Source organism: Bradyrhizobium sp. STM 3561, assembly GCF_045571455.1.
Lineage (GTDB): Bacteria > Pseudomonadota > Alphaproteobacteria > Rhizobiales > Xanthobacteraceae > Bradyrhizobium > Bradyrhizobium vignae.
Genome location: NZ_CP120695.1, coordinates 642,275 through 660,926 on the forward strand (window position 1 = coordinate 642,275; position 18,652 = coordinate 660,926).

General features: G+C 60.1%; 22 protein-coding genes. 15 read left to right on the forward strand and 7 right to left on the reverse strand.

Features of this window, described 5'->3' with window-relative positions:
* Positions 1-32 precede the first annotated feature (32 nt).
* The gene (locus tag P6U28_RS02710) at positions 33-392 is read right to left on the reverse strand and encodes a VanZ family protein (protein WP_129145637.1); all 360 of its coding nucleotides are present in this window, start codon (positions 390-392) and stop codon (positions 33-35) included.
* 397 nt (positions 393-789) lie between these two features.
* Here P6U28_RS02710 and P6U28_RS02715 point away from each other — a divergent pair, with 397 nt between their 5' ends.
* From P6U28_RS02715 to P6U28_RS02740, 6 genes are all read left to right on the forward strand, one after another.
* The gene (locus tag P6U28_RS02715) at positions 790-1,050 is read left to right on the forward strand and encodes a hypothetical protein (protein WP_164937183.1); all 261 of its coding nucleotides are present in this window, start codon (positions 790-792) and stop codon (positions 1,048-1,050) included.
* A gap of 545 nt (positions 1,051-1,595) precedes the next feature.
* Complete coding sequence (locus P6U28_RS02720; RefSeq protein WP_129145638.1) at positions 1,596-1,949, forward strand: hypothetical protein; 354 nt, start codon at positions 1,596-1,598, stop codon at positions 1,947-1,949.
* A gap of 472 nt (positions 1,950-2,421) precedes the next feature.
* Positions 2,422-2,679: a PilZ domain-containing protein gene (locus P6U28_RS02725; RefSeq protein ID WP_129145639.1), complete on the forward strand. Its 258-nt coding sequence runs from the start codon at positions 2,422-2,424 to the stop codon at positions 2,677-2,679.
* 38 nt (positions 2,680-2,717) lie between these two features.
* Positions 2,718-2,930 carry a GcrA family cell cycle regulator gene (locus P6U28_RS02730; RefSeq protein ID WP_129145640.1) on the forward strand — a complete coding sequence of 71 codons (213 nt, stop codon included), beginning with the start codon at positions 2,718-2,720 and terminating at the stop codon, positions 2,928-2,930.
* A gap of 71 nt (positions 2,931-3,001) precedes the next feature.
* Positions 3,002-3,109, forward strand: a complete 108-nt coding sequence (locus tag P6U28_RS02735; RefSeq protein WP_376707335.1) for a tyrosine-type recombinase/integrase — start codon at positions 3,002-3,004, stop codon at positions 3,107-3,109.
* 86 nt (positions 3,110-3,195) lie between these two features.
* Positions 3,196-3,489, forward strand: coding sequence for a hypothetical protein (locus P6U28_RS02740; protein WP_129145641.1), 294 nt, complete (start codon positions 3,196-3,198; stop codon positions 3,487-3,489).
* Positions 3,490-3,670: 181 nt separating this feature from the next.
* Here the strand turns inward: P6U28_RS02740 and tnpC (P6U28_RS02745) are convergent, their stop codons facing one another.
* Genes tnpC (P6U28_RS02745) through tnpA (P6U28_RS02755) form a run of 3 tightly spaced genes read right to left on the reverse strand, consistent with a single transcriptional unit; the run spans position 3,671 to position 6,123 of the window.
* Positions 3,671-5,332 carry an IS66 family transposase gene (gene tnpC / locus P6U28_RS02745; RefSeq protein WP_122401599.1) on the reverse strand — a complete coding sequence of 554 codons (1,662 nt, stop codon included), beginning with the start codon at positions 5,330-5,332 and terminating at the stop codon, positions 3,671-3,673.
* A 45-nt stretch (positions 5,333-5,377) separates the two neighbouring features.
* Positions 5,378-5,725: an IS66 family insertion sequence element accessory protein TnpB gene (gene tnpB / locus P6U28_RS02750; RefSeq protein WP_035701064.1), complete on the reverse strand. Its 348-nt coding sequence runs from the start codon at positions 5,723-5,725 to the stop codon at positions 5,378-5,380.
* On the reverse strand, positions 5,722-6,123 hold the full coding sequence (gene tnpA / locus P6U28_RS02755; protein WP_129146472.1) for an IS66-like element accessory protein TnpA: 402 nt from the start codon (positions 6,121-6,123) through the stop codon (positions 5,722-5,724). The genes tnpB (P6U28_RS02750) and tnpA (P6U28_RS02755) overlap by 4 nt, the downstream gene beginning before the upstream one ends.
* A 183-nt stretch (positions 6,124-6,306) precedes the next feature.
* Between tnpA (P6U28_RS02755) and P6U28_RS02760 the strand changes: the two genes are divergently transcribed.
* The 4 genes from P6U28_RS02760 to tnpC (P6U28_RS02775) all read left to right on the forward strand — a co-directional run bounded on the left by P6U28_RS02760 (position 6,307) and on the right by tnpC (P6U28_RS02775) (position 10,131).
* Complete coding sequence (locus P6U28_RS02760) at positions 6,307-6,567, forward strand: hypothetical protein (RefSeq protein WP_129146471.1); 261 nt, start codon at positions 6,307-6,309, stop codon at positions 6,565-6,567.
* A gap of 1,138 nt (positions 6,568-7,705) precedes the next feature.
* Positions 7,706-8,101: an IS66-like element accessory protein TnpA gene (gene tnpA / locus P6U28_RS02765; protein WP_407121695.1), complete on the forward strand. Its 396-nt coding sequence runs from the start codon at positions 7,706-7,708 to the stop codon at positions 8,099-8,101.
* Positions 8,098-8,448 carry an IS66 family insertion sequence element accessory protein TnpB gene (gene tnpB, locus P6U28_RS02770; RefSeq protein WP_122401294.1) on the forward strand — a complete coding sequence of 117 codons (351 nt, stop codon included), beginning with the start codon at positions 8,098-8,100 and terminating at the stop codon, positions 8,446-8,448. The genes tnpA (P6U28_RS02765) and tnpB (P6U28_RS02770) overlap by 4 nt, the downstream gene beginning before the upstream one ends.
* A 216-nt stretch (positions 8,449-8,664) precedes the next feature.
* On the forward strand, positions 8,665-10,131 hold the full coding sequence (gene tnpC, locus P6U28_RS02775; protein WP_407121696.1) for an IS66 family transposase: 1,467 nt from the start codon (positions 8,665-8,667) through the stop codon (positions 10,129-10,131).
* Here tnpC (P6U28_RS02775) and P6U28_RS02780 read toward each other — a convergent pair whose 3' ends face one another.
* From P6U28_RS02780 to P6U28_RS02790, 3 genes are all read right to left on the reverse strand, one after another.
* Entirely contained in the window at positions 10,132-10,521 is a 390-nt protein-coding gene (locus P6U28_RS02780) for a hypothetical protein (RefSeq protein ID WP_407120961.1), read from the reverse strand.
* Between the two features lie 1,749 nt (positions 10,522-12,270).
* Positions 12,271-13,290: an IS4 family transposase gene (locus P6U28_RS02785; RefSeq protein WP_407121697.1), complete on the reverse strand. Its 1,020-nt coding sequence runs from the start codon at positions 13,288-13,290 to the stop codon at positions 12,271-12,273.
* 40 nt (positions 13,291-13,330) lie between these two features.
* Positions 13,331-13,726 carry a transposase DNA-binding-containing protein gene (locus P6U28_RS02790; protein WP_245509744.1) on the reverse strand — a complete coding sequence of 132 codons (396 nt, stop codon included), beginning with the start codon at positions 13,724-13,726 and terminating at the stop codon, positions 13,331-13,333.
* A gap of 193 nt (positions 13,727-13,919) precedes the next feature.
* Here P6U28_RS02790 and tnpA (P6U28_RS02795) point away from each other — a divergent pair, with 193 nt between their 5' ends.
* The 5 genes from tnpA (P6U28_RS02795) (at position 13,920) to P6U28_RS02815 (ending at position 17,965) form a co-directional block, all read left to right on the forward strand.
* Complete coding sequence (gene tnpA / locus P6U28_RS02795; protein ID WP_129146455.1) at positions 13,920-14,321, forward strand: IS66-like element accessory protein TnpA; 402 nt, start codon at positions 13,920-13,922, stop codon at positions 14,319-14,321.
* The gene (tnpB, locus tag P6U28_RS02800; protein ID WP_129146456.1) at positions 14,318-14,665 is read left to right on the forward strand and encodes an IS66 family insertion sequence element accessory protein TnpB; all 348 of its coding nucleotides are present in this window, start codon (positions 14,318-14,320) and stop codon (positions 14,663-14,665) included. The genes tnpA (P6U28_RS02795) and tnpB (P6U28_RS02800) overlap by 4 nt, the downstream gene beginning before the upstream one ends.
* Before the next feature lie 93 nt (positions 14,666-14,758).
* Entirely contained in the window at positions 14,759-16,351 is a 1,593-nt protein-coding gene (gene tnpC / locus P6U28_RS02805) for an IS66 family transposase (RefSeq protein ID WP_407123194.1), read from the forward strand.
* 158 nt (positions 16,352-16,509) lie between these two features.
* Entirely contained in the window at positions 16,510-16,905 is a 396-nt protein-coding gene (locus tag P6U28_RS02810; protein WP_245509744.1) for a transposase DNA-binding-containing protein, read from the forward strand.
* Between the two features lie 40 nt (positions 16,906-16,945).
* Positions 16,946-17,965 carry an IS4 family transposase gene (locus P6U28_RS02815; RefSeq protein ID WP_407121697.1) on the forward strand — a complete coding sequence of 340 codons (1,020 nt, stop codon included), beginning with the start codon at positions 16,946-16,948 and terminating at the stop codon, positions 17,963-17,965.
* Positions 17,966-18,652 lie beyond the last annotated feature (687 nt).

Below are 18,652 nucleotides of genomic sequence, written 5' to 3' on the forward strand. Positions count from 1 at the left end.
CTAAGAGCAGATGTATTTCAGGGCCGAGCCGGTCATCCGCGAGATACGATCTTGGTCATAGCCTGAGTTATACCGACGCGCGCGAGAGCGACGACCGAGATCCCGCAGACACCTCCAGCCACTTTGACCAGGCCATCCATGAGGTCACCATGTCTATCCGGAGTCAGCAGCTGCAGGGCTTCGAGGATGACTGCGCTGCCGACGACGATTACAGTTATGAGGATAATGCGATTCGAGTAGGCCAGCACGAACACGAGACCGAGGATGAAGAATGCGGCAAAGTGCTCGAAGTGACGGGGCGCAATCATGGGCCGATCGTGAATGGGAGCGAGCGTCACAAACGTGACGAGGGCGAGAGCCAACCAACCCGCGGCGAGAAAGAATTTGACCATGTCTGTTACGATCCAGAGTTCGTGTTCGGTGCAATGAGGCGAACGGCGCGAACATTTGGCCCTGTGTCGCAGCGGTTATCAACCGTATCGGATGATCAAAAGGTATGCAGGGGCCGCACGATCGATCGGCAGAGACCGTTTTAGGCGCGAGCCTGTATTTGCGTTCATCCGAGTGAACGAGTTGTGAGCGCCTGCTGCGGCGGAGTTCGCAGCGGTAGGCGGCTCCGAAGCTTGCAGGTGCGATGCCGCTACTCCGATGTTGCTTCGCATCCCGCTTTCGGAACTTCGATCAAGCGAACACATCTGTGAGCGCAAGCGAGAATCGAGAGTGCGCGGTCGGGAATATCGATCTGATCTTTCAGCGTGGCCGCCGCATCGGTGCGCTGACGAAGCGCTGGTGCCTGATCTCGCGCAGCAGCAATGTGCGTTTGGTTTGCGCGGCGTTGAGCAAGCCTTCGAACAGGACCAGGACCTCGCGCGCCTGGACGTAGACTTCAGTGGTGACGGCATCTTGATCAAAGCCCTAGGCGGCAAGCCGCGCTTCGATCTCGGTCGCAGCGACGGGATCAATGCGCCAGCTCAGGGCATTTTGCTGCGTGTAGTATTCGGCCTGGTGTTCGAAGTCGGGATCGATCCCGACCATGTCGATGCGCCGTAGCGCCGCTTCGATCGACTTTTGACGATAGGTCTCGAGCAATTTGTGCCGCAACATGCGGTAGCGCTGGATCTCCCAGGACAGTTCGGCGATGTCGATGGCGAGCAGCCATTCGATGGCAGACCGGGGGCCGCGCCGAGGTTGGCGAGGACGGCTGCGGCGCCGGCCGCGCTGTCGATCGGACCATGGACCGGGCTCGCCGCCCACAGTTCCTGCGCGAGCGGCAGTGGCGCGATCTGCAGGTTCGCCCACCACGGCCGTTCGTTGCCGTGCCGATGCAACAAACAGCAGGTGCGCCTTGCTGAGCTTGCGGGGTGGCTCCTTGGGATGAGCGAGCCCGGCCTCGGGTAGCGCCGGGCTCAAAGTTGTGCCCCTAAAGAACCGGAATATTGGCTCTGTAACAGAAGGGTGGGCGCGCTGGTCGGATGAGATGAGGCGTAGGCAGGGGGCATCGTTCCAAGACCGAAGCATCACGCGTCGCACCTGCAAGGAGAGGGTCGATCCAGCCACAACCGGATCACCTCATCAACATCGGGATAGGCGAGCGGTTGGTTTTCCAACCGACGCCGGAAAGCCTCGCCAATGGCGTTGAGCCGGGCACGACACTTGCTTTCTCGGCCGGCTCGGGCGAGCGGCGTGCCCTTGATGAGCTCATAAAATTCCGCGTCCCCAAAGCAAAAAAACTTGCGGGGACCATTCCGAGCCGCCCGAAATGGGGATTTACGCCCTTGGCATCGATGGCCATCCATCAGGGGATTCGCACAACGTTGCTTAAGGCAAACAATGACTCGCCGAACGCGCCATGCGATTCCAATACACCCTTATTTGTGCGGGAGCGTCCATTTCTAACACGCGGTGGCGCTGGTTGTTTGTGTGCGGGCGAAGACGATGCCGATCCATGAGCCCGAACGAAATCTGCGATGAAGGACTGTTCGGAGTGCGGCGACCTTCGGTCGAACCAGCACGGGGCGCGCTCGAAGTCGGAGGTGATGCTGAGGTAACAGGATGCGCCTAAGCCGGTATCTGGCCCCGCTTGCAGCCACCGAGCCGAACGGCTCGGGTAACGTTTTCGCAGGATCGGCGACGTAGGATGTAGCTTTACTCGCCGACAGGCCCGCCGTGGGATTGCCCATGACCTCACATTGCGACGATGAATTGACAAGTATCTCGCGAGACATTGCAGCCAAGCAACTCAGCATTGAAAACCAAGCCATCTTGATTGAGGTGCTTGAACAGGACGGACACGACATGGTTGAGGAGAGAAGCAGGCTCGCCAAGGAGCGATCCAACCTGGCAAGGCAGATCGCGCGACAACTCAGGCTGCTACAGACGCGATGCACATTGGACGAATGAGTTCGTTGCGGGCAGCACAGAATGATCGAGCGTCGAAAGCGTGAGCGTATCGAGGTGGACGAGGTCGCCTACGTGTTCGGCGACGGCGCCAGTTTGCGTTGTCGCGTGGTCAACATGTCGGATCAAGGCGCAGCAATCGAGCTTCCGTCGAAGCGATACGTGAATTCCACATTCAAGCTGATGCTTGAAAAAGATCGCAGCATTCGAAGTTGCCGATTGATCTGGTCGAGTGGCAATCTGATCGGCGTTGCGTTCGAGAGCTCTAGTAACCCTGCGTGAGCAGGCATGATCTGTGCTGTCGCTGGGAGGAATCGGCGATGTCCAACAATAGACTGGAAATACGTCCGTGGTCGCCCGAGGAAGAGGCGCATCTCCGTGCGCTCATCGAAAGCGGTATGACTGCAACCGAGATCGGCCGGCAGTTAGGCCGAACTCGTTTGGCGGTTTACGGTCGATTGCAGCGCTTCCGTAAACAGGACGGTCGCGTAAGCCGCACCAGCGGGCGCGTTTTCCCGCAATGGGCCGGTTAGTCAAGCCCGAGCCAGGCTGCTAAGTCGGTGCTGGACGACGCTGGTGCACCGCAGACGATTGTGGCAGGATAATACGGCATGCGTTGCGCCATGCCTGTGCTTCCCTCTGGATCGAAAACGGCCACAACCCGAAGCAGATCCAGCGCCTAATGGGGCATAGCTCGATCAAGGGTATTTGACGTCTACGGGCACTTTCTTTCAAACGCTGACGCGGATCAACGCGCCGCCGAAGCACTTCAGGCCCGATTGCTCGGGAGCTAATTTGATGGATTGGTTTAAGTCTCGGTTTCGGCAAAGCAAGGTAATCGCCCCCTCCTGGCCGTTGCATCTCGATGCCAGCTCCGAAGCTGCATTATCTGTGGCTCTTCAAAGCTTACCCGTCGGCGCGAGCGGATGGATTAGCAAGAGCGAGGCGGCCCAACTCTACTCAACCAGCGATGTTGCCTTCGATGAATGGGACAGCGCGGGCATACTCGCTCTTTCCGAATTCGCGGCTTACGAAGAGCACCGCTGCGATTTTCGCTTGGAGTCCGATCGCGTGATCTTCACTCGCACGTGAGCGCCACGCCAGCGCAACACCAAGGAGCTAAGCATGCCCTGACCCGCGATGGCACCAAGACGTTCCAGCGGGTCGTTGTTCATCTTCGCATCGAATGTCAGGCGTACGCATACGACGAAGGCCGCCTGATTGACGCATGCGCGCGAGCACGGCGAGTTCTACGATGGCGTTGCGTGAAGGGTCAGGCGGCTTGCTGATTGGCGGACTTGCCGGCTTGGTGCAGGAGCTTCCATTCCCAGGGCAGCAGTTCGCGCAGACGCGAGGTGGGAAGATCAGCGATCCGGGCGAGGACGTCGGCGAGCCAAGCCTTGGGATCGACGTCGTTGAGGCGACAGGTCGTGATCATCGTCAGCATGATAGCTGCACGATCGGCGCCACGCTGGCTGCCAGCGAAGGTCCAGTTGCGCCTTCCCAAGGCAATGCCTCTCAATGCACGCTCAGCGCAATTGTTGGTCAAGCAGATCCTGCCATCGTCGAGGAAGCGGACGAAGTCGTCCCAGCGCTTAAGCATGTAGTTCATGGGCTTCAGGACCTCGGCGGAGCGCGAGAGGCTTTCTCGCTCGCGGAGCAGCCAGTCGTGCATGTCGTCGAGCAGCGGCTTGCTCCGCTCCTGGCGCACGGCACGCCGCTCGTCGGCGCTACGGCCGTTGATGGCGCGCTCGATCTCGAACAACGCATCCAGACGCCTGACCGCCTCCAGCGCGATCGGAGAGACCGGTTTGCCCTTGCCTTCCCGGGCGGCTTTCTCGATGTCAGCCAGCTCGAAGAATCCCCGCCGCGCATGGGCCAGGCAAAATGCCGGCGTGATCGGCATTGCTTTCCTTTTTGGGTCGAACAACGGCTCGAAGCCGCCATAGCAATCCGCCTGCAGAATGCCGACGAAGGCGGCCAGATGCCTCTGAGGATTTTCGCCCCGTCGATTGCCCGAGGCATAATAGACCGCCGCCGGCGGCGCAGGCCCGGCGAACGGCCGGTCATCCCGCACATACGTCCAGATCCGGCCGGTCGTGCATTTGCCCTTCGCCAGGACGCGGATGGTGGTGTCGTCGCCATGAAGGCGCTCGGCCGCGAGCACGTGACGCTCGATCAGCTGGAACAGCGGCATGACGGCGAAGGTTCCGTGGCCGACCTGGTCGGCCAGCGTCGACAGCGGCAGATCGATCCTCTCGGCCTTGAAGCGCACGCTCTGGCGGTTGAGCGGGATATGCATGCCGAATTTGTCGAACAAAATCGTCGCCAGCAATTGTGGGCCGATGAAGCCGCGGGGCGTCGCATGGAACGGTGCCGGCGGCTGGCTGATCTTCTCGCAATCGCGGCAGGTGAACTTCTCGCGTACCGTCTCGATGACCTTAAAGCGACGCGGAATCTCCTCCAGCGTCTTGGTCACATCCTCGCCGACCTTCGCCAGCCGCGATCCGCCGCAGCAGGCGCAGGTCGTTGGAGCCTTGATGACGACGCGCTCACGTTCGATGTCGTCCGGCCACGGTTTGCGCACCGGCCGCTTGCGCGTGAAGGCGCTCACGCTCTGGGTTTTTGCCGCGGCAGCCTGCGCAGCCAGCTCATTCTCGGTCGCCGTGGTGGCGAGTTCTTCGAGCTCCAATTCCAACTGCTCGAGTAGCCGCGCCGTGCGCTCGGAGCGCTGCCCGTGCAGTTCGCGTTTGAGCTTCTCGATCCGTAGCTCAAGATGAGCGATCAGCACCTCGCTGTCCGACAGCTCCGCCCGCGCGTTGGCGGCATCCGCGACTGCCACATCGCGTTCAGCCTGCAACGCCTCGCGCTCGGCCAGCAGCGCAAGGTAGGCGCTTGCGAGATCCGACGGAAGATCATCCGGCTTCGATGTCATGAAGCCATTGAATCAGATCGAGCATCAGATTCAAACCCAAAACGATTATCCGACCCGCGTCGGGCGCTGGGTTTCTTGCGGATTGCGCCAATCGATCCCGGACAGCAGGTAGCTCAACTGCGCCAGCGAGATCGTTACCGCTTCACCGGCAACCGATGGCCAGATAAACTTTCCTCTCTCGAGTTTTTTTGTGAACAAGCAGGCTCCCTGACCATCGTGCCAGATCACCTTCACAAGATCGCTGCGGCGACCACGGAAGACAAACAAATGACCGCTAAGCGGTTCTTTGTGCAGCACCTCCTGCACTTGGAGGGCCAGCGATGGAAAGCCTCTGCGCATATCCGTGTAGCCTGTAGCCAGCCACACTCGCACATTCCCTGGTACAGAAATCATCGGCGTCCAAGCACATCGAGGACCCGCGCCACCGCCTCCGGATCGACGTGCGCATCCACCCGGATGCACCGTCGGTTGCCGAGATCGATCTCTATCAATCCAGTACGCGCAGCTGCCGCCGAACGAACTCGGCCATCAACCGTAGGCAAAAGCTTCGGAGTTTCTTCAGCCGAGGCTGCTAGGGCGGCGATCTGCACCGGCGTAAAAGATGGTGCAACTTGTTCCGATGTCCGTGCTTGGCGACGCCAGGTAAACACCAGGCTGGCCGCTACTCCGTTGCGCCGCGCAACCTCAGTTACCTTCGCGCCCGGTGCCAGCGTCTCCTCGACAATCCGTGCCTTGTCGTCCTGCGACCAACGCCGCCGCCGCTCGAGCCCGCCCAAAACCTCGACCCGCATCGCCTGATGACCTTAAAGCTAGACTTAAGGTCACACGCTTCGCGAATTACCACCCGTCACGCAAGACGGTCCTCGTCGGAGGCGTACTGTCAGGCTGCACCGGCGAACGGGCCTTTAGGGTTCTTAGAGTTCGTCCGGCTCCGAGGTGCGATAGACTAGCATCCAACTGGCGGACCTTCGCTTGTGGGTACTTTCTGCATTGACGCCAATGTCGCAGAAATATCAACTCGGCGCATGAAGGAAATGCAAGCCCAACTAGACCTGCTGCGCGCGCAAATTGCTGAATGCGAGCGACTTCAGATTGTTGCAAAAAATCAGGCTAAGCGCGATGTATATGCGCGACTGATCGTGCGCTATCGGGCCATCGCTACCGAGCTGGAGCATGCGATAGCAAATCTACCGTCATCTTTCGACACCCCCCTACGCCGCACAGAGGAGGAGTAACACCACCGCACGACGTGCGCCTTGGCCTTAAGTTTGAATTGAGCGATGGGCTAATGCTGGCCTAGTAAACGCACTGTCGGACCCAGTAGCCACCGCTCACCCGTATCCACTGGCATGGGCTCGGCGGGGGCTCTTTGATGATCGGCCACCCATGAATATCGATGTCAGTTGGCGCGGTGATGCCGCGCCAAAAGACAGCATTCGCTTTGGACGAATGGCAAACCAAACCTCCGGCGAGGCAGACAGCGGCTACGCTGCACAGCAGGAAACGGCTCATTTGTCTGATCCCGGTGAGACGTTGAACCCTTGCCGATGCTACGCGAGCCGCCGGGTTTTATCCACACCCACGAGGAGAAGTATGCCACTCCGGGGGGCGCTCCCCAACGTACAACACGGGCCGTTGCCGCTATGTTGCGTTGGAAGTGCGCGTTTGTGAGATCAGGCGCCTCGCTCCTAATTCGGTCCTTCGAAACAGTTCATTAGCTTTCACGTGGCTTGCTAGGAACGTGCCGATTACCGCCGATTGCGGCACATTGGAATGGGAATGCCGGCCCCGGCTGTTTCTCCCGACCTGCGGCTGGGGCCGTTTTTGAACTTTTGCTGTTCGTTCAACCCGGTCCATAACTATGTTTAGAGGCGTTGCCACAGCGCTGTTTGGAATGGGTATCTTTTCGCAGCTTGATCGAGCGTTCTTCTATGGCCGCCATACCGACGCCGCGCTCAAGATTGCGCGGGAGATTGGCCGAGGCTTTGGGCTGTAGGTCCGCCGCGCTGCGCTCAACATCGCTCGCGGGACTACTTCTTCAACAGCAGTCCCAACGTTCGTGCCATGCGCCTCACCGATCCAGCATGGCGGCCGAGTTCGGCGGCTATCTTCGATGTGCCAAATCCCTGCCGGGCGAGCCTGACCAATCGTCCGATCTCCTGCTCGGCCCGTTGCTTTGGCTTCGGTGTTTTCATGATGCGGCGCTCGATCCGCACCGGTTAACCGTGAGCGTCATCCAGGGACCACGCACTGAGGGCTGATCTGGTCGGCTAAGAATATCTCGCGGAATGGTTTGTCGCGGGGTCACAATGTCCAAGGATAGTCGTAAGGATAGTCGTAAGGATAGCGATAAGGATAGGCATACGTCTATCCTTGAAGCGCGCCGACACGCTGCAGCGCATCGAGATCATCACGGGGACGGGCCGGCGTCGGCGCTGGTCGACCGACGCGAAGGCGGCGATTGTTGCGGAGAGTTTTGCGCCGGGGGCGAGCGTGTCCGCGGTGGCGCGGCGGCACGATATCAGTCCAAGCCTGTTGTTTCTCTGGCGTCGCCAGGCAACGCAGGCGCCAGTCGCGGAGCGCGGGGACAGAGGCATGCTACCTGGCTTTGTGCCGGCCGCGATCATCGGCTGCGGGAGCAAATTGCCGAGTGGGGAGCAGGCGGCGATCGAGATCGAGGTCGGCGCGGTTCGGATCCGTGTCAGGGGGACAATCGACCGGCGGGCACTGTGCGAGGTGCTGGCGGCAGTCGGGGCGATTGGTCGATGATCGGGCTTCGATCTGGGTTGTCGATCTGGATTGCGACGCAGCCGGTCGATTTCCGCCGCGGCATGGACTCATTGGCGATGCTGGTGAGCGAGGCCTTTGGAGCCGATCCGTTCGACGGCGGACTTTATGTCTTCCGCTCCAAGCGCCGAGATCGCGTGAAGATCCTGACCTGGGATGGGAGCGGCCTTGTCCTTTACTACAAAAGAATCGAGGGACAGTTCACCTGGCCGCCGATCAAGGGAGGCGTCATGCCGCTATCTCATGCTCAGCTCTCGGTGCTGCTCGATGGCTCGGACTGGAAGCGTCTGCCGATGCGAGTTGTGGATCAGCCACTACGAGCTGGTTGATCCTTATTAAGAGTCGTTCGTCACTCATGCGGAGTTGTTGTAGAATCACTCTGCATGAGTGATTTGCCTTTCGATCCAGCATTGCTCCGTCAAACCGTGATAGTGCTATCGTCACGGCTTGCGGCGTTGTCGGCGGAATGCAGCTCGCTTTCGGCCTAGCGTGATGCGGCAATCGCCCAACGCGACGCTGCGATCCAGGAGAACGACAAGCTCCTGATGATCCTGTCCCAGTACAAGCGCACGATCTTCGGTCCCCGCTCCGAGACACTGGATCTCGGACAGCTGTCTCTCTTCACCATCACGGCACAGGCGGTTCGTGCCGCCGCCAACGACGACGTGACCGGAGGCAGGCTGCCCGACGGAGCGGAGGACCGTGGAAAGCGACCGGCGCGACGCAACCGTGGGAAGCTTCCGGAGCATTTGCCGCGCATCGATGTCGTGATCGATATGGAGAGCCAGATCTGCCCCTGCTGCGGCGAGCAGCTGCACAAGATCGGGGAGACCGTCAAGGAAGCCTTCGACGTCATTCCGATGCAGTACCGGGTCAAGCGCATTGTGCGCCCGCGGTACGGCTGCCGGGGATGCCGCCAGGGTGTCCTGCAGGCACCCGCGCCGGCCCAGGCGATCGACGGTGGGATGGTGACGGAAGCGTTGCTGGCCCACATCGCGGTGATGAAATACGGGTACCAGCTGCCGCTGTATCGCCAGGAACAGATGTTTGCCGCCCAAGGCATCACGCTCGACCGGCAAACGCTGGCCTCGTGGATGGGCCGCGCCGCCTGGTGGCTGAAGCCGCTTCACACGTTGTTGCGCGACACAGTGATGTCCTACCCGCGGCTGTTTGCCGACGAGACGCCGCTGCCAGTTCTCGATCCCGGCCGTGGCCGGACCAAAGTCTGCCAGTTCTGGGCGATCGCCACCGATGACCGTCCGTGGGGTGGCCCGGCGCCGCCGGCGGTGGTCTACATGTTTGCCGAGGATCGCAAGGCGATCCGCGCCAAGCAGCTGTTCGGGGACTACCACGGCATCCTGCAGGTCGACGGCTATGCCGCCTACAAGGGCCTGATCAAGAATGGCGGCCATCTGGTGCAGCTCGCGTTCTGCTTTGCGCATGCGCGGCGGAAGTTCTGGGACGTTCACGTCGCGACGAAGTCGCCGATTGCCGCGGAAGCGCTGCAACGGATCGCGATGTTCTACGCCATTGAGGATCGCATCCGCGGTCTGCCAGCGGCGCATCGGGCTGCGGTGCGGCAAACCAACACCAAGCCGCTGATCGAGGACTTCAAACCCTGGCTCGAAGCGCGACTGCTGGAAGTCTCGAAGAAGTCCGGTCTGGGCAAAGCCATCCGCTACACCCTCAACCATTGGGACGGCCTGACGCGCTTCATCGATGACGGACGCATCGAAATAGACAGCAATACGGTCGAGCGCAGCATCAAGCCGATAGGCCTGGGAAAGAAGAACTACTTGTTCGCCGGCAATGAAGGCGGCGCCGAGACATGGGCCATTCTCGCCTCGCTCATCAACTCGGCAAAGCTGCAAGACATCGACCCGCGGCACTATCTGACCGATGTTCTCGAGCGCATCGTCTCTGGACGCACCAAGATCAATCAGCTGAACACGCTGCTGCCGTGGAATTGGAAGGCCGAACGCGACGGTTCGGAGGCAAAGCTCGCCGCTTGATCAGTTCGACGGCAAGGCGTCAGGAACTTCCTGCGCATCGCTGGCGTCGTCGTAGATCTCTTCGCGGATCACGCGCAGCGTCACCTCGTGCAGATACACTTGCAGCGCACCCTCCAGCTCGGTGAACTCCGGCAGCAGGACTCGATCGACGAAGCCTCGTGATGCACGGACCATCACCGTGTTGCGTCGCTGCCGGTGATAACGAAACGGCCGCAGCCCATATCGGCGGCAAAGCGCCAGAAAAAGATGCCGAGACCATTGGTCCGGAAGTGAGAATTGCTGTTCGATCGGTGGATCGTGGCGAGCGAGTTCCTCGACCCTAGCTCGCACCCGCTGCAGCGCGGCTTCCGCCGCAAGGCGCTCACCAGCAGTTCCGGCACCTGCGAACAAGGCCTCGATCTTCCGAAGCTTCTCGCGCAGCTGCGACTCGCTGGTCATTCTGATCTCGTTACCCTCCGAACCAGGGTCACCCCATCACCGCGCGCCGGCGGCGTCAATCATCCCGACCGCGCTATCCAAAGCATTCCGCGCAAGTCAAGCCCGGGCACCGGTGATACTATCGTGACGCTCACGGTTAACCAGCGAGCGAAAATTAGCCTGAGAGACGGGGCGCGCGTGATGCTGCGGGACCAAGCCGGTAGCGTTGCCGAACAGGCCGAACTTGCGGGACGAAAACGACCCGAAAGGCAAGTGAAAGGAATGCGCTGTCACAACGGGACCTTGGCATGGCCCATTTTAATACTGTCGTCATTTATGGGTTGTATGTTGCTACCTTGGATTGCATATTTTTCCCGTTGTCGACCACCTATTGCTTTCAACAATCATGGTTTGGGCAGCAATGAGTAATCGAGGTCGAGTTTACAACTATTCGACTATTCTGGGCGAGCGGGTCGAGCGACTGGTCGCACTTTTTCGAGAACTGCAGACCCTCCGGCGTCGCCTCCGAGCCGCGCAGGCGAGAACGATTGCGAGGACTGGCCGTATCTCTAAAGCCAGTCGTCGAAGGAGAGTGCTTCGTCGGAGATAGCTCTTGCGAGCTCGTAGAGCCGTGCAGTGCGATGATCGAACTTGCCACTTCCGCTTTCTAGGAAGCTCGCGCCAGATCGCTCGACTGCGACCTCATTATCCGGTACCTGCCCAGCACCGAAGCGTCGGAGCAACAGTCGCACAGCTCTTTGGATCGGTGCACGATTGTTAATTTGCGTCGCGTGCGCGATTCAGGCCTGCTCTCTCCTAACCAACCAGACAAATAGATGGGGCGGGGAGAATGATGGTACGGGTCGCGGCTATTGTTGCTTTGTTGCTGATTCCGCTGGGGTCCGAAGCCTTCGCTTCGCGTCACCACAGGCCCACGGGGCGCATCTCGTGCAGCGAGGTCAGATACTACGTCGCGAAATATTCGGCACAAGTGGCCGAGATGTACGCACGCAATCATGGCGCTACTGACGCACAGATCGAACGGGCGCGACGTTGCTTGCCCTCAAACGAGACTGCAGAAACCGAGCGACCACGCGCTTATACCGATTAAGGTCGTAGATCAGCCCCGATGGAAGTGCTCTTGTGCGTCGTTTGCTACACCAGGATGTAGAGCTGAGTGCTAGCATTGCCGATGATCGCGACCTGCCAACGCTCCACGATTGCGCCCTGCAAACCATGGACCGCATCCTTCAGCCTAAATCGATCGCCTGTCAGGAAAGTGCTCTACAGTGTGGATGCGCCTATGATCCGCGGGCCATGGTTGCGCCCCCCGGCGTTGAGTGCATCATCGCGACTCAGACAGAGGCGCCGCATAGCCCAAAACTGGGCCTACGTACTCATGATCGGCTTGCCGGCTGATGTCCGCTCAAGCTCCAACAGCAGTCGAAGTGTGGGCATCTGCCGAGGTCGGTACCACTCGAGCATAAGGGCCCAGAAATCCGAGATGGGCCAATGCCAAGTCGGCATAAAGTCGCAATGGAGCGACCTCTAGTTTACGAGCTTGCGATTGCTGGCAATCCTATCTTCGTTTGCAACGAGCAGATCGTAATTGTCTGCAAGTCTAAGGTACATCCCACGCAGCCCCTCATCTGACGTACCAAACGCTAGGGTTCGGTACTCCTCGGCTACGTGCCGATGCCGGGCAAGCCTCCGGTGGGGCTTTCAATTACCCACAAATTCTGCTCCGACCATGGCGCCCAGCGCAATGTCGGTGAGGCGCGACAGCCCGCGCCACATGACGGTATTACCGGGCGGCGGATCGCTGGCGCGGGCGAGATAACCGCCGAGCCGGGCGATCTTGATCAGATAGTGCGAGAGCGTTTTCTGGCTTCCTTTTGGTTTGTCGTTGACGAGGCGATCGAGCACGCCGATTTCAGTCGCAGTCAACGCGAGGGTTGGCGGCGCGTCTGGGACGGAGCGGTTGAGCATCGTCATCCAGAAGACCCGCCAAGTCAGGATGCAAAACAGCGAGATCAGATTGGTCAGACGCTGGGCGGTCCTGAGCTTCGACTCCTCAGCTTTGCAGCCCGATTTGAGGATCTTGTGGAACACCTCGATCTTCCATCTCAAAGCATACCATTCGAGCTTCTCAATGGCGTCGGCGCGGGAACCAACAGGCAGGTCGGTGATCAGCTTCCAATCGATCTTCTTTCTGTTTTTCGGCGTCCCGCGCTCTTCGGCATGGATCACCGTCAGGGTCAGAGCGGGATAGCGCTTCTGCTTTCCAATCGGCGGCAGGACTCGAATCTTGCGATACCTGATCTCAAGAACGGCCTGGTCGGAATCGCCGTTGCTGTCTCTGACTTCGATGCGATGGAGCCCTTTGACGGCGACCTCGTCCATTTCGTCGGCGATCGTGTGATCCCCGTCTCCAGCTAAGCGGTCGACGCAGGTCCTGATCAGGAAATGAGTTCCGGTCTCCTGCGCTGCGCAGAAAAGCTCGTAGATGTCACTCTCGCGATCACCGATATGGATGCATCGTCCCGGATGATCCAAGAGTTGCGTAGACTGCTTGAGATTTTCCAACCACCGGACGCTTTCCTTTTTCTCGATGGGAATCCGGGTCGGATTGATCTTCTTTTTAAGCGCTGCTGTTCCCTTGAATTTCTTCCGGGTCCAGAACTTGACGGCCGCCAACCCCAGCGGCACACCTTCGATTGTAACCGCGAGGCTCGAATGCATCAGGATGCCGCAAACCGTGTGCGATCTGAGGCGACCCGCCTTATCCCGTCCACTGTTTATGCTCTTCGTGATGCCGATCGCTTTCTGACTTCTCGCGTTGATAGCTAAATTCGGTCGTGTCGTGCAGCACAAGAACGAGACCTTCAGTGGCGGCACGATCACGTGTCGATTGGAAATGGCCGGCCAGAATGTCCGCTTCGCTGACCCGGTCATTAGAGAAGAAGCGGTAGGCTGCCTTGGTATTCGCCCAATCCTGGCAGACGAGCGGAATGCTTTGTCCCATGGCGCTTCCAATCTGCGTGAGCAGTTTGCGGAATCTGTCGCCGAGCCGCGCGTCCCTAAACTCGCATCCGCTACTCTCTCGATCAATCCAACATTCATCTTCCAAGGACCGCAAACAGCCTTTTGCCGATCGATCCCTTAATGTCAGCCCCATAGAGCACCCCCTCGCGAATCAGGTGCTCAGCAAGGAATCACAAGTGATTCTTTCGATTCAAGATTTCGCCGATCAGCGGATCAGCCCGAGTCGTCAAAGTTATGGGTAATTGAAAGCCGGTGGGGGCCGCCTTCCCCGATCGGGTTCGAGCGTGAGATGGTTTGCTCATTAATTCGCAAGCAAATGAGCAAACGTGACGACGGTTACGGTTCTGTCCGGTCCTGAGCGGCGACGGCGGTGGACGAGTGCCGAGAAGCTTCGGATCGTGGAGGAGAGTTTGGCGCCTGGGGCCAGTGTTGTCGAGGTTGCTCGGCGACATGACGTTCACCGCAATCTGGTTACGGCTTGCCGGCGGCAGGTGCGCACCGGCGTCCTCGCTTGCGGGCCCGAGCCGATGCAGCGGCAGGATGATGGGGTCCGTTTTGCGGCAGTCTCGATTGCGCCAGAGCGGCGACCGTTGACGGCTCCCTCGGGAAGCTGCGGTGCGATCGAGATTGAGTTCGCGGCCGGGGCTCGGATGCGGATCACCGGTGCGGTTGATGCGGCGACGCTGAGCGCAGTCGTGGCAGCGCTGACGGATGGACGGCAACGATGATCCCGTTGCCGGCCGGCATGCGGGTATGGCTCGCGACCGGCCATACCGATATGCGAAAGGGCTTTCCGTCGCTTGCATTGCAGGTTCAGGAGATCTTGCATCGCGACCCGCTGGGCGGCCACCTGTTTTGCTTCCGCGGTCGCCGGGGCAATCTTTTGAAGGTCATCTGGCATGACGGCCAGGGCGCCTGCCTGTTCACGAAGCGCCTGGAGCGGGGGCGCTTCATCTGGCCGAGCCCGGCCGAGGGTGTGGTGACGATCTCGTCGGCGCAGCTCGGTTATCTTCTGTCCGGGATTGACTGGTGGCACCCACAAGAGACGTGGCGGCCGACATCGGTCGGATGAGGCTTTGACCTTGCGGATCGTGATGGATGTGATTCCATCATCATCGTGACCACATCTGAATCGCTCCCCACCGATCTTGCCGCCGCGCATGCGATGATCCTCGCGCAGCGTGCCGCGCGCCTGGAAGCGGAGGCGGTTGCGGCGAGCGCCAAAGCGGAAGCTGCCGACGTGAAGGCGGCCGAGGCCCTGATCAGTTACCTCAAGCTCGAGATCGAGAAGCTGCGTCGCCAGATTTATGGCAGCCGCTCGGAACGCAAGGCACGGCTCCTGGAGCAGATGGAGCTTGAGCTTGAAGAGTTGGAAGCAACCGCAACCGAAGACGAATTGGCAGCCGAGAGGGCGGCGGCCAAGACACAGACCGTCAGGTCCTTCCAACGCAAGCGGCCGTCGCGCAAACCGTTCCCCGACCATTTGCCGCGCGAGCGGGTCGTGATCGCCGCACCGCAGAGCTGCCCTTGCTGCGGCTCATCGAAGCTATCAAAGCTGGGCGAAGACATTACGGAGACGCTGGAGGTCGTTCCCCGGCAGTGGAAGGTGATCCAGACGGTGCGCGAGAAGTTCTCGTGCCGGGACTGCGAGACGATCACCCAGCCGCCAGCCCCGTTCCACGTGACGCCGCGCGGCTTTGCCGGGCCGAACCTGCTTGCCATGATCCTGTTCGAGAAGTTCGGCCAGCATCAGCCCTTGAACCGACAGAGCGAGCGCTATGCCCGGGAGGGCATCGATCTGAGCCTGTCGACACTGGCTGACCAGGTCGGCGCCTGTGCGACGGCCCTGCAGCCGCTTTATCGGCTGATCGAGCGTCACGTCCTCGCCGCCGAGCGACTGCATGGCGATGACACCACGGTGCCGATCCTGGCCAAGGGCCAGACGGTCAAAGGACATATCTGGACCTACGTTCGCGACGACCGGCCGTTTGGCGGACGGGCGCCGCCGGCTGCACTCTATTACGCCTCGCGCGATCGACGGCAGGAGCATCCCACGCGGCATCTCCAAAGCTTCTCCGGCATCCTGCAGGCCGACGCCTATAGCGGCTACAACGAGCTGTATGACGCCTCCCGCGCGCAGGGACCGATCACGTCCGCACTCTGTTGGGCCCACGCCCGGCGGCAGTTCTTCGAGCTGGCGGACATCGCGGCCACCGCGAGGCGCGACAAGAACGCCGCGACGATCTCGCCGATTGCCCTGGAGGCGGTCAAGCGCATCCATGCGTTGTTCGATATTGAGCGCGGCCTCAACGGCCAAGGGGCCGAAGAGCGTCTGCGGGTGCGCAAGGAGCAAAGCGCGCCGCTTTTGACTGCATTGGAAGCATGGCTGCGCGAGCAGCGGGGTCGGCTGTCGAACTCGTCATCGGTGGCCAAGCCGATCGATTACATGCTGCGCCGCTGGGACCGGTTTGCCCGCTTCATCGAAGACGGACGGATCTGCCTGACAAACAATGCGGCGGAGCGCGCGCTGCGCGGCTTTGCCTTGGGCCGCAAGTCCTGGCTCTTCGCCGGCTCGGAACGTGGTGCCGACCGCGCAGCCATCATGGCGACGCTGATCATGACAGCAAAGCTCAACGACATCGACCCGCAAGCCTGGCTCGCGGACGTTTTGGCCAGCATCGCTAGCACCCCGCAAGGTCGGCTCAATGAGCTGCTGCCTTGGGAATGGAAGAACAGCCCTGTTCAATCTGCGGCCTGATCGGGCCACCGCGCCACGCGATCATTCCGCGGCCCTCACCGGCTTTCAATTACCCATAACTTTGACGACTCGGGCTGATCCGCTGATCGGCGAAATCTTGAATCGAAAGAATCACTTGTGATTCCTTGCTGAGCACCTGATTCGCGAGGGGGTGCTCTATGGGGCTGACATTAAGGGATCGATCGGCAAAAGGCTGTTTGCGGTCCTTGGAAGATGAATGTTGGATTGATCGAGAGAGTAGCGGATGCGAGTTTAGGGACGCGCGGCTCGGCGACAGATTCCGCAAACTGCTCACGCAGATTGGAAGCGCCATGGGACAAAGCATTCCGCTCGTCTGCCAGGATTGGGCGAATACCAAGGCAGCCTACCGCTTCTTCTCTAATGACCGGGTCAGCGAAGCGGACATTCTGGCCGGCCATTTCCAATCGACACGTGATCGTGCCGCCACTGAAGGTCTCGTTCTTGTGCTGCACGACACGACCGAATTTAGCTATCAACGCGAGAAGTCAGAAAGCGATCGGCATCACGAAGAGCATAAACAGTGGACGGGATAAGGCGGGTCGCCTCAGATCGCACACGGTTTGCGGCATCCTGATGCATTCGAGCCTCGCGGTTACAATCGAAGGTGTGCCGCTGGGGTTGGCGGCCGTCAAGTTCTGGACCCGGAAGAAATTCAAGGGAACAGCAGCGCTTAAAAAGAAGATCAATCCGACCCGGATTCCCATCGAGAAAAAGGAAAGCGTCCGGTGGTTGGAAAATCTCAAGCAGTCTACGCAACTCTTGGATCATCCGGGACGATGCATCCATATCGGTGATCGCGAGAGTGACATCTACGAGCTTTTCTGCGCAGCGCAGGAGACCGGAACTCATTTCCTGATCAGGACCTGCGTCGACCGCTTAGCTGGAGACGGGGATCACACGATCGCCGACGAAATGGACGAGGTCGCCGTCAAAGGGCTCCATCGCATCGAAGTCAGAGACAGCAACGGCGATTCCGACCAGGCCGTTCTTGAGATCAGGTATCGCAAGATTCGAGTCCTGCCGCCGATTGGAAAGCAGAAGCGCTATCCCGCTCTGACCCTGACGGTGATCCATGCCGAAGAGCGCGGGACGCCGAAAAACAGAAAGAAGATCGATTGGAAGCTGATCACCGACCTGCCTGTTGGTTCCCGCGCCGACGCCATTGAGAAGCTCGAATGGTATGCTTTGAGATGGAAGATCGAGGTGTTCCACAAGATCCTCAAATCGGGCTGCAAAGCTGAGGAGTCGAAGCTCAGGACCGCCCAGCGTCTGACCAATCTGATCTCGCTGTTTTGCATCCTGACTTGGCGGGTCTTCTGGATGACGATGCTCAACCGCTCCGTCCCAGACGCGCCGCCAACCCTCGCGTTGACTGCGACTGAAATCGGCGTGCTCGATCGCCTCGTCAACGACAAACCAAAAGGAAGCCAGAAAACGCTCTCGCACTATCTGATCAAGATCGCCCGGCTCGGCGGTTATCTCGCCCGCGCCAGCGATCCGCCGCCCGGTAATACCGTCATGTGGCGCGGGCTGTCGCGCCTCACCGACATTGCGCTGGGCGCCATGGTCGGAGCAGAATTTGTGGGTAATTGAAAGCCTCACCGGACGGTTACGATGCCGGGCAGCTTCCGCCATGTAATCCGTGCCCATCGCAAGCTTCCTGGGAGGACCATCCCTCCGAGGAGACCATTGCGATAGATCAATGAGCAGGCCCATCATCGGCCGGCGTGTACGGGCCGGACGTTGGCTCGAGCTGCACTATGCGCGGCTGCTGGGAGGAAAAGGCTCGCTTCCGGAGTAGACCACATCGGCCCCAGCCTGGAGGCTTTTCCGGATCGAAAAACGGAGCTGGGACCGAGAGGTCTGCCGCTGTCTAGTCGGCAAACACAGCTTCATCCCAAGAAATCGTCCGCTTGGGATTCAAATTTGTGAATCCGAGTCCATGGAATATTTCTGCCCGTGGGGACGAGCTGGCAACAGGTCGTGGGAACGATGGCACGCAAGACCAACAGTCGAACTGAGAGCAGGAAGGATCGCTCCTGGCCGCCCGCCGCGGTCGCAAGCCATGGGCGACGCGGCTAGCGCTTCCTGCTAGTGGGCTTGCCTCGGCGGGGGCGCTTCTTCGGCTTGGGCCTTGTTGGTTTTTCGCTCTGTTCAGCCGCGAGAACTCGGGCTCGGATTTCCTCTAATTCAACCAGTGCAGAAACGATGCTCTGAAGACGTTCGCGAATTGCAGCAGCAGGTATCACCGCTCGACCGCGGGTGCTCATGGACGCCCCC